This is a genomic window from Duganella flavida, from assembly GCF_009857445.1.
Classification (GTDB): Bacteria; Pseudomonadota; Gammaproteobacteria; order Burkholderiales; family Burkholderiaceae_D; genus Rugamonas; species Rugamonas flavida.
This window is the reverse complement of record NZ_WWCN01000024.1, coordinates 74,565-84,201: the sequence shown is the minus strand read 5'-3', so window position 1 is coordinate 84,201 and position 9,637 is coordinate 74,565. Positions and strand designations below refer to the sequence as shown.

9 protein-coding genes and 1 pseudogene are annotated in these 9,637 nt (G+C 53.1%); 2 read left to right on the top strand and 8 right to left on the bottom strand.

The annotated features are described in order from the left end of the window. Positions 1 to 399 precede the first annotated feature (399 nt). Positions 400 to 675: pseudogene (locus GTP46_RS27060) on the top strand (ATP-binding protein); the annotation flags it as partial. A 221-nt stretch (positions 676 to 896) separates the two neighbouring features. On the opposite strand, the gene GTP46_RS27055 reads toward GTP46_RS27060, so the two are convergent. The 7 genes from GTP46_RS27055 to GTP46_RS27025 form a co-directional block, all read right to left on the bottom strand. Next, positions 897 to 1,094 carry a hypothetical protein gene (locus GTP46_RS27055; protein WP_161009738.1) on the bottom strand — a complete coding sequence of 66 codons (198 nt, stop codon included), beginning with the start codon at positions 1,092 to 1,094 and terminating at the stop codon, positions 897 to 899. Between the two features lie 96 nt (positions 1,095 to 1,190). Continuing rightward, positions 1,191 to 3,716: a UvrD-helicase domain-containing protein gene (locus tag GTP46_RS27050; protein ID WP_161009737.1), complete on the bottom strand. Its 2,526-nt coding sequence runs from the start codon at positions 3,714 to 3,716 to the stop codon at positions 1,191 to 1,193. A gap of 103 nt (positions 3,717 to 3,819) precedes the next feature. Continuing rightward, positions 3,820 to 4,359 (bottom strand): 3'-5' exonuclease, encoded by a 540-nt coding sequence (locus GTP46_RS27045; protein WP_161009736.1) that lies wholly within the window; start codon positions 4,357 to 4,359, stop codon positions 3,820 to 3,822. Next, positions 4,356 to 5,516, bottom strand: a complete 1,161-nt coding sequence (locus GTP46_RS27040) for a hypothetical protein (protein ID WP_161009735.1) — start codon at positions 5,514 to 5,516, stop codon at positions 4,356 to 4,358. Before GTP46_RS27040 ends, GTP46_RS27045 begins: the two co-directional genes overlap by 4 nt. Continuing rightward, complete coding sequence (locus tag GTP46_RS27035) at positions 5,516 to 6,418, bottom strand: AAA family ATPase (protein ID WP_161009734.1); 903 nt, start codon at positions 6,416 to 6,418, stop codon at positions 5,516 to 5,518. The genes GTP46_RS27040 and GTP46_RS27035 overlap by 1 nt, the downstream gene beginning before the upstream one ends. Next, positions 6,415 to 6,915: an HORMA-1 domain-containing protein gene (locus GTP46_RS27030; RefSeq protein WP_161009733.1), complete on the bottom strand. Its 501-nt coding sequence runs from the start codon at positions 6,913 to 6,915 to the stop codon at positions 6,415 to 6,417. The genes GTP46_RS27035 and GTP46_RS27030 overlap by 4 nt, the downstream gene beginning before the upstream one ends. Continuing rightward, on the bottom strand, positions 6,915 to 7,862 hold the full coding sequence (locus GTP46_RS27025) for a CBASS oligonucleotide cyclase (RefSeq protein WP_161009732.1): 948 nt from the start codon (positions 7,860 to 7,862) through the stop codon (positions 6,915 to 6,917). Before GTP46_RS27025 ends, GTP46_RS27030 begins: the two co-directional genes overlap by 1 nt. A gap of 131 nt (positions 7,863 to 7,993) precedes the next feature. On the opposite strand from GTP46_RS27025, the gene GTP46_RS27020 reads away from it, so the two are divergent. Beyond that, the gene (locus tag GTP46_RS27020) at positions 7,994 to 8,905 is read left to right on the top strand and encodes a WYL domain-containing protein (protein WP_308495455.1); all 912 of its coding nucleotides are present in this window, start codon (positions 7,994 to 7,996) and stop codon (positions 8,903 to 8,905) included. Positions 8,906 to 8,961: 56 nt separating this feature from the next. Here the strand turns inward: GTP46_RS27020 and GTP46_RS27015 are convergent, their stop codons facing one another. Further along, positions 8,962 to 9,633 carry an AraC family transcriptional regulator gene (locus GTP46_RS27015; protein WP_161009730.1) on the bottom strand — a complete coding sequence of 224 codons (672 nt, stop codon included), beginning with the start codon at positions 9,631 to 9,633 and terminating at the stop codon, positions 8,962 to 8,964. Between the last annotated feature and the right edge of the window lie 4 nt (positions 9,634 to 9,637).

The window sequence follows — 9,637 nt, the reverse complement described above, 5'->3', positions numbered from 1 at the left end:
TCAATGCCACAAAATAACATGACGTCCTCCTCGATAAAGTTCGGATTCGTACCGTGACTTTATTCCTCGGCTCGGCCGAAGGGAGGACGGCTAGATGATTATCAATTCTGCGAGCAAACGAACATACAATGTCATGATTAAGTGGAGATGTCATCAGCGGCGCTCCGCCCAGAAACGAGTGATGAAACATTGTCGGTCCTGAAAGAAACTGTCTTCCTAGCTCGATATCAGTATCCACTGTACGCCCGTTGGTTAGAGTAACTTTGTATCTACATCAGCTAAAAACATCACAAACACAATATCCGAAAAAGTTACCATAATTATCACGCATTGTCACTATGAAGCCACTACGTTGAAATTGCTCATACCAGATGGTTGGCATGGTGCAGAGGTTCAATAGGCCATAGTGTCCTGCTGGTCGGCCCGCCGGGCTCCGGCAAGACCATGCTGGCCGCACGCTTCGCCGGTCTGCTGCCACAGATGAGCGACGAGGAAGCGCTGGAAGCCGCCGCCGTGCAATCGCTGACCGGCAGCTTCCGCATCGAGCAGTGGAAACGGCGGCCGTTTCGCGCGCCGCATCACACCGCATCCGGTGCGGCGCTGGTCGGTGGCGGCAGCGTGCCGCGTCCGGGTGAGATTTCACTGGCCCATCGCGGTGTGCTTTTTCTGGACGAACGTCGAGTTTCGCTTTTTAGCTCACCTTGTCCACTCTGTTTTTATCCAAACAATCAATAACTTAGATAGGCTTTATGTGGAAATCAATATGGACAATTATCCGTTTTGACGTGCTTTCCACGGGGCAACATGGTCGAGCCCAGCTCATTTGCAACTGCTTAGCCTCCATACCTCATTCCACCTACCTAGCCCGATCTTTCCAACGGCAGATCCTGCGACGCCTATTTTTTCTTGTCCGTCCGACCACGACTCAAGTCTCTATTTAGTGCTTCGATCATTTTCATCGCTAACTTCGCGAACTCTTCAGGCGGCAAAAGTTCTTTCAAGCGTTGTAGCTCATTCACGGCAACCTCCGACGACTCGGCAAGATTCTTGATATCAACTCGCTCCTCAAGCGCCTTAATTTCCTTTATGTCCATAAACGCGTAATCAATATATATTTCTAACGATTCCGCGCTCGAGTGACCGGTAGCCGCTCACGGCAGCAGGCTCGAGATTGTACGTAACAGCGCGTACTACTTTTCAAGATTGATCGTAACGAAATGGCGACCAGTCGGAATACTGCCTATGGCGCCGTTCTCGTTCTTCACCGCGTACCAAGTGCAACGTTCCATCGCGCGTGTAATTCCAACGTACGCGACACGCCGCGACTCAGCCTGTTGGGAATCGTCGTAGCTCCCTAGGCCAGCTGCCTTGTAGAGGTAATTCTTAACCGGATTTGTGCCCGAGTAAAAACAATCCCCAAGAAGAATAACGGAACGTCCCTCAAGCCCTTTTGCTCCATGGAAGGTCATGAACTGAACTGACTTTCCCCAGTCCTTTGACGGCGATTTGCTCAGGGGTTCGTGCGCTGCACGGCTCCGTGACAATACCAGCATTGGGTGATCTTTAATCGCCGCTGTACGAGTAATTTCAGCCGAGATATGCCGACGGATCTCATCGTATGGCAATTTTTCCTTGTACAAGTTGATGGCGACTGGCGCCGGCGAGCTAGCCCAGCTCCCTTTTGCACGACTCGTCTTGGGTTCCATTCCATCCACACCAACCAGAACAGACTCTGCGCAACGAAGAATATTGTCGCTACTCCTAAAATTGTCCTCCAAGAGAAGCTTGTCGTGCGAAACAGCCGGGAACCAATGCTTGAATTTTACGAAGAATTCCGGAGAACTGCCCCGCCAACCGTAGATCGACTGATAGTCGTCACCAATGCACGTCAGAGAGCCTGCGTCTCCACGCCTCACTAGCTCACGCTGGCAGCCCCGAATCCATTTGACGATCTGAGGGGATACGTCTTGGAATTCATCAATTAACAAGTGCTGCATTGCGCGCAAGACGTAAGGCGGAACCTTTGCGAAGTGGTCGGGATGATCTTCCGAAAAATAGGCGAACAGCTGATTGAAGGTCCAGACATTGTCTTCTTTAAGCGCTTGCTCAAAGTATTCCCAGAAAATCGCCGTGGCGCGCATAAATATCACGTCACTCCACAGTTTATTCTGCTCGTTGGACTGTGCATTTTTCAATGCTTCTTCAACCGACAATCCGAGATTTTCTACAAATTGAGCGAGGCCGTAGAACCCCTTTAGAATCGGTCGAGATTTGAAATCCCCGGGAGCCACCAGGTTAAACATAGGAACTTCGATCCGCTTGTCACCCTGATCGGTGAGCCACTTTAGCTTCGTCTGCAACCGAATCAGCTGTCCTATGTTGTCAATCCAAATGACAGGCTTCTCACTGATTGCAGCGAGCAGTTTACGTTTTGAATTGATTGCTGGCGGGTTGGGCAACTCCGGATACTGTATATGCTCAAAGTTGGTAGCTCCGCCCAGCACTACGTAGGCATCCATTTGCGGAATATAACCATTGACCCAGTATTTTTCTGCTACCTGCGACGACACCGAGATCGAAACAAGCGTATCGTCAATTCCCTCCAAAGGCCAGTGATCGGGGGCGATCTCATTGCGCCATTTCCGATCAACGGCCCGAGTCATTTCCTCATCGATTGATGCAATCCATCGCTTATGACCTTCCGTCTTATCGTCGGGCGCGCGGCGTACCTGTGTAAAACTCAGCTTCAGGAGCTTCAACATCAGCTCGCGGAACTCTGCGCTGCCCTTGATAGCTCGCTCGTACGCAAGTCGGAGATAGTCATCTACCGCATGCGAGTCATCGTCACCCTCAACCACATCGACTGGATCAGCCAGGTGCTCAGGTTCGTCGCTCTCATCGTCGTCCGATTCCTCCTCTTTTACTTCCAAGAGATTTTCGACGTCAATATCCTTGACTGGTCCCTTGCGTTCGCGGTCAATCAACTCCAAGACTTTGAGATTTTTGTTAATCGTCGTCCGTCCCATTTTCAGGACCATCGAGTGGAAAGTACGGACAATGCCTTTGGCATCAGCTTCTGTGAGCTCAACGCCCCATAGCTCCATCCGATCGATGAGCTTCTTGATAAAGTCTTGACGGCTATCTTTGGTAAAGGTGAACACTGATATGCGACTACGATCGATCCCGACATACAGATTGAGACCGATAACGCGCAAGACCAGTGACGTCGATTTTCCAGAGCCAGCCCCTGCAATTACATAAGTAGCAGGGCTATTCGCCAGAATCATTTTCCATTGGTCTGGCTCGGGCTGATTTTTCAGTTTCGCAGCCACGTCCGTTCGAAGATCCGAAATATTCCGCATGGTAAATCCAACGGGGTCCGGGCTTACAAGCCACCGAGCTCGCGCCTCGGCTGCCTCACGCTCCTTACGGGCAGCTTCCTCCGCTGCCTCGCGGATGCGCCTTGCCGCTTCTACTCGTTCGTGCTCTCGGCCCTTTGAAAAACCCAGCTCATAAGACGCACTAACCTTTTCTGTTAGCGTCTCCTCATGGAGCTTGGTACGCTCTAAATCGGAGTCATCCCTCGATTTCTTCTCAATATCCTGTTGGCGTTTCCAAGCCGAATTCAACTGTTGTTTGGTGGTGGAAAGAAGCTGCTGATGGCGTCCAACTGTCATGAGAGACAGTGCTTCAAAAAAGGTGTCGAGTTTGCTCATTCTGAAGAATCTTGTTGCCTATGAAAAGCGCCGCACAACAAACGCGGCAAAGATGCAATTCACCTTTACCACGCTTCTGTGGAACGCGGGATTGACTGAGAAATCAGCTTGCGAGAATCAAGCGGAACAACTCCGCTTGGAATCTTGCATCTTCTAGCGCATCGTGCGTTCCGTGGGAGCCGGCGCCTAACACTTGCTTCATGTTGCTGGAGCGAGTGTCTTTCCAGGTCGACTTCTTAGCTCCCATGTACAACGACTTGATATCAAGTGCCGAGAAGCCAAAAGGGTTACTTCCCGCATAGCGCCAGAAGTAGTAGTTGACGAACGACCAGTCAAACGGTGCGTTGAAACCCACGAAAACTGGAGTGCCGTCCTCCCCCACTACTGTGGCCACCCACTCACCGAACTTACGCATGGCCTCCTCCGGAGCGAGCCCATCGCGGGCCAGTTCGGCAAGAGATAGTCCGGTAACCGCTAGAGCTTCGGGATCTGCGTTCAACGTTGTTGGCTTGATCGAGCACTCGAAGGCCACCTCTGGCTGATAAGCGTCGCATGCACCAATCGTCAGCATGCTGAACTCGCCTGGGATTGGGCCAGAGGTTTCAACGTCTACGGATATGTACACTTCGCGTTTTATATTCATGGTATCAATGGGTCGTCAGGTACCAGCGGTGGTCTGTTTTTTACCGCTTCGAAATGCGTTCTGAATTCACGCCGGCGCTCGTCAACGCTACCCGTCGTTTTCCAATGGTGCGCTGCATATGACATTACATCAAATGGTGCTTCAGTTCCCTCCCTTGCGGTAGCGATAGTCGGAACGGCACATCCAAGCGCATATCCTAACTCGATGAAGCAGTTAGGCCGAACACCCGTGATATCGGCAATCACCAACCTACTGCGCCGGAGCTTTGCGAAAATCTCCTGATCGATACGCGAGTGCTCAACCGCCTGCGCACCATCCACGACAACGAGAGAGTAGCCGTATTCGTCTTCAATGACAGGCTTTACGACCGTATCGAAAAAGTTCTGCACATCGGCATAGTCAGGCAACTTCGGATTGAGCAGCCGCACAGCAAAAGCGGTTGGCGGAACCAGCACACCCAGCAATTCAGTAACTCGTTCTGCGATCTGCTGAGGCTCCTTGCGTGAATTTGGAATTAATCGCTCAACCCAGGTAAGGGATGTATTGCCGTCGGTCGTTTTGAAAAACCGCGCAGCATTGCTCCCCGTCTGACCGTACTCGACAAGGCGATGCGTGCCAGAGCCAGGAACAGAGATTTTGAAGTCTACCGGGATAACAGGCTTACCTTGGTCGTGATATTCATTCGCCAGGAACAGAATACCCTCCCCGCCCCCGACCGTCACCAGTACATCACCATGTCTGGCTTGCGCCTCCATGCGCTTGCTGTTCATGTTCCAGTGAGCTGCGCTTTCGGTCCGCACGGAATCACTGCTACTAAACTCGTCCCACAAATCCTGGAACTCAGACGGGATTTGCTCTTCGTTCTTGTGATGCTTAACCGCGATAGCAACCGGCGTAGGCGCACCATGCGGCCGCAGGTGCATGTTCTCTTTAATGGTCTGCCAAACGAGCCAGTCAAAGCAGATAGGCGTTCCGTCCTGCCGCTTCTTTTCTGCATCGACCGGAACGACAAACGTCGCCCCCTTCTTCAGCAATTCCTTCACCAGAATCGCTACGAACTCCCTGGCGCGCTGCGCCTCTGCTGTCGGTGCGTGCTCGGCGTTGTCCGGCACGCTGCCGGCGATATGAACACGACGGCCAAAAATCGGACTTCTCATTACTTATCCTCCATGACAGGCGATGGGCGCAGAACAGCCGCGCACTCCAGTAAGTTCGCCATCGTCAGCGGCTTGTCCGGGAAGGCCTTTGCCAACGCAGCAGGATACAGGCGCGTACGGATGTCCGAGAAGGTCCAGCCTGGACGCCCCGCCTGTGGGCCAGTGGCCTTGACCAAGGCAGCCAGGTCCGCAGGAGCATACTTCAGCCCCACCAGGTCCATTGAGAACAGCTCGCCGCGTTCGCCATCGCTCGGGCGAGAGAATTCCTCGACGATCGCAGCCCTGCGCAGCAGCGCCGCGTCGAGTACGGAAAGGCGGTTCGTGCAAAGGAAAACCACCACCCGACCGCCTGAACGGCGCAAATCATCGATGCACTGAATGAGCGTGTTTACCGCCACCTTGTCTTCATGGTGGCTGTGCTCTTGAGTACGCGACGCCGCCAGAGAATCGCCCTCGTCGATCACCAGGAAGGCACGGCGGCTTTTCCCGGCCGACTGCATGACTTCAGCAAACGCCTGGGTTATGAGCGTTCCCATCTCGCCGACGCGCCCACTCCCACGAACGGTATTGCTCAGCTTAAACAACAGCGGTTCCTCGGTGCGCGATTCTTTCGCCAGGCGATTCGCGATGCATTCCGCGTTTGCCGTCTTGCCGGTACCGACGTCACCGTGAAAAATGACGAGCGGGTACTGCTCTGCCACCAAGTCGCATATTGGCAATTTTTGCTGGTGATGCTGCTTGCTCCAAGCGGGCAACTCCTGCAGGTTCAGCAGCAAGCGCAGCTGGCCATTGACGCGGGCAAAACGCTGCTCGAAACCTAACAAGGTCTTCTCTCGGGCGGTCAGCGTAATGTCCGTCAAGATGGTCTTAGTTTTATTGTCAAAAACGCTGTTCTGAGTCATACCGTAAAGTCCTTTCGTTGCATACCAAATCCACCGCTTGCATAATCCCTGGAACCTTGCTGCTGCAGCCCTGAATGACTCGTATCAGCAGTGCTTGCGCTCCAGCCAATCTGAAGCTTTCCCTTCATCTTCTCTCGTGCAGCGTCGTCATACGCGGCCGTGTACCAGATGGTCACGCGTACCCACCCGCTGGGTTCTCGAGGCCAGAGCACTCCCCCAGGGCGACTCGAACTCAGACTGCCAGCGTCCGTCGACACGTCGTACCGTACGGCCTTCAGCTCGATACCGTCCTTCAGGAGCGTCACGTCAACTGCCGACAAATATCCGTTCTTAGCTAGCGTTTCGATGTCCTTCGCGTAGTCGCGAGCCTTTGCCTCCGTCAGCGCACCGGAGCTGCTCGCGATCATTACGATGTCCGCTGAGAATCGGCGAACAACATTTTCGACGTCCACAACGGAGTACGTCGAAGTCGAAGTCGAGGTGTAGGTGGTGCTCATTAATCGTCCTCCACTTTAAAGCGCTGACCGAACAGCTCCTTCCATACTTCGACGTCGCTTTCTTCCGACGCGAAGTGGGCGGTATCCCACGCGGCACTTGCGGCTGCCACAATCTCCCGGCGTTCACTTTCCGTAATCCGGCTGGCGACATTGTTGGACTTATTAACCGGGTCGATGATTACCACCGGGTCGCTGAAGGTCGGGACGAAGCTGCCGTTCTCCGGGAACGAAATCACTTCTTTCAGCCCCGACTGCGCGATGTACAACAGGAAGTCGCGGAAGCGCTTGTCGATAGAGCCGTCAGCGCCATTGGCATCCAAGAGGTACGCGAAAATCAGCTCGATCATGAACGACTTCAAAGCTGTAACTTCCGCATGACGGCTCCAGCGCTTGCCCAGCCGGACCAGAGTACGGTAGTTGGCGTCCTTTTCTTTACGGTCGCGCACGAACTTGATCTGGCAGGGGGCGCACGTTTCTACACGGCTGCCGTCACGGATGTCGTACTGCCATCCGTACCCTGGCTTTGACGAATCCTCGATAACGGGGACGATGTCGACACTCAACCCGCTGCCCACAAATTCAACCGTAGCGGCCTTGCGCTGAATTTCGAAATGCTCGACCGACTTGTTGGGATATAGCTTGATGAGGACGTCGTAGATCGTCTGCGTCAACGTGGCCAAGGTCTCGTTGTTCACGTTCTTGCCCGAGATGTAGAAGACCACATCCACATCAACAGGGTCATCGTTCGTTTTGCGCAGGATGGTGTACTTAGCGAAGGAACCTGCCTTGACCACTTTAGTGACCTTCAGCTCGGTCTGCTCCTTCAGCTTGCTCGTCAGCGCTTCGATCAGGCGGTCGACCTGCGCGTGATATTCCTTGCGCTTGTCGGCCGGCAGGCGGAGCACATTGCTGTCGTAGTACTTGAATTGCGTATTTGATAATGCCATAAATCACCAAGAAGTTAAGTTGCGCGCACTAAATATAGCACAAAACATACAAACAGCACTAGTCGCGGTGATTTATTATACGCATAAAAATTAGACTCGATGAATTTTTATTCGCGTGTTAAACTTTCTACATGAATGCGACACAACTCCCAGCCACTACTTCACAAGACTCCGAGCGCAACTCGTCCACCAACTGGGGGCAAGAACGCCGACTTGAATTCATCGACTTTAGATTGAGGTGGGATCACGTATTCAACCGCTCGGACCTAACTTCGCACTTTGGAATTTCAGTACCACAAGCATCTCTTGACATCGCCAGGTACATGCAAGCAGCGCCAAATAATATGTTGTACGATCGGAGCTCCCGAACTTATCGCAGTACATCCGCATACACTTCGGTGATCGGTGACACATCACCTCAGCGATACTTAGACGACGCACTTTCTTGTAGTCGAGGCCTCCTCGACCAGCGGGACACTTATCTTGGTTGGGTGCCTCCAATTGGAAGCGTTCCAGCCTTGGCCAGGTTTATAGATGGTGAAACACTTGCAATCTTAGTAGACGCCATTCGATACAAAGAAATGGTCCAAATCACCTATCAATCGGACCGAGAACCTTTGCCTGTTGACAGGATTATCAGTCCGCACGCCTTCGGCTACGACGGCCTACGTTGGCATGTGCGCGCCTACTGTACGCTGCGTAACGACTATCGGGATTTTGTTTTGGGACGAATTTTGACCATTCGAAGGAGCGAACTTCTGGGCATTGATTCCGAGATGGATCGCAGTTGGTACAACATACTCACGCTGGAAATTGCGCCATCGCCGTTGCTCCCCGAAGGAAATAGACGAGCTGTGGAATTGGAGTACTCCATGACTGACGGGAAGACGACCATCCAGTGCCGGCAGGCCTTGCTCTACTACATACTTAGACAATTAGGGTTAGGCCCATTTAAGATGGAGAAGATTGAACGCCAGCAGATCGTGCTCAGCAATGAGGATGAAATCGCCCCTTACATTAGCTCTATCTTCAGCGCTCGATAGCCCCCCTGCTCGTCAATACCATACGCATTAATTTTCGAGTTAAGTTGCGATTAGGGTCACAATAGTCTTGCGGAAAGCAGCTCTCGCGCGCGCTTCACCAAGGCTACGTTGCGCCACTTGGCAAAGCTTAAGCCCGTCTCCTCGCGAAACTGACGTGTTAGGGCTCGCTCCGATATTCCGGCGTGCACTGCCCAATCCGTAATGGTCCGGCTGTCAGAGGGGTTCTGTACGATGAGCAGCGCAATTTTCAGCAACCCAGAATGGCGTGGCATCGGCAAGCAAAGTGGCTCCATCCTCGACTTCGACAGCTCATCGCTTAGCACCAGTAGCAATCGCTCCTCGGTTGCCGAAGACATCCTCGAGTTTGCACTCCAGCCCGTCAGCCGGTCCAGTAGAGCGTCAGACAAAGCCGTCGTTCTAAACACGGTCGGCTTTGTCGGAAACAAATGGCACAGCTCTGCACTGAGATAGCCGGTCCATACGGATGCCACGCTGTAAGTGCTGGTGGCGTGCGCAATCCCTGGTGGGACCCAGCCGATACGGCCTTGCGGCAAAATCCAATTCTCGCCATCCAGCTGTGCAGCAATCAGTCCCTCTCGAACAACCCAGATTTGACCATCCGGATGGGAGTGCGAAGGCTTTTTCTCCCCTGCGCGGCGGTGGTGCTTGCAAACCAAAAAGGCGCGCCCATCACTGATGCGCGACTCGTCAGGCAAATCTGCAATCACAATG

What these genes read in the sequence shown, in the direction of transcription:
- GTP46_RS27035 (WP_161009734.1), bottom strand. Translation starts at nt 6,418, where the DNA reads ATGACTCAGAACAGCGTTTTTGACAATAAAACTAAGACCATCTTGACG.
- GTP46_RS27030 (WP_161009733.1), bottom strand. Translation starts at nt 6,915, where the DNA reads ATGAGCACCACCTACACCTCGACTTCGACTTCGACGTACTCCGTTGTG.
- GTP46_RS27045 (WP_161009736.1), bottom strand. Translation starts at nt 4,359, where the DNA reads ATGAATATAAAACGCGAAGTGTACATATCCGTAGACGTTGAAACCTCT.
- GTP46_RS27040 (WP_161009735.1), bottom strand. Translation starts at nt 5,516, where the DNA reads ATGAGAAGTCCGATTTTTGGCCGTCGTGTTCATATCGCCGGCAGCGTG.
- GTP46_RS27025 (WP_161009732.1), bottom strand. Translation starts at nt 7,862, where the DNA reads ATGGCATTATCAAATACGCAATTCAAGTACTACGACAGCAATGTGCTC.
- GTP46_RS27055 (WP_161009738.1), bottom strand. Translation starts at nt 1,094, where the DNA reads ATGGACATAAAGGAAATTAAGGCGCTTGAGGAGCGAGTTGATATCAAG.
- GTP46_RS27020 (WP_308495455.1), top strand. Translation starts at nt 7,994, where the DNA reads ATGAATGCGACACAACTCCCAGCCACTACTTCACAAGACTCCGAGCGC.
- GTP46_RS27050 (WP_161009737.1), bottom strand. Translation starts at nt 3,716, where the DNA reads ATGAGCAAACTCGACACCTTTTTTGAAGCACTGTCTCTCATGACAGTT.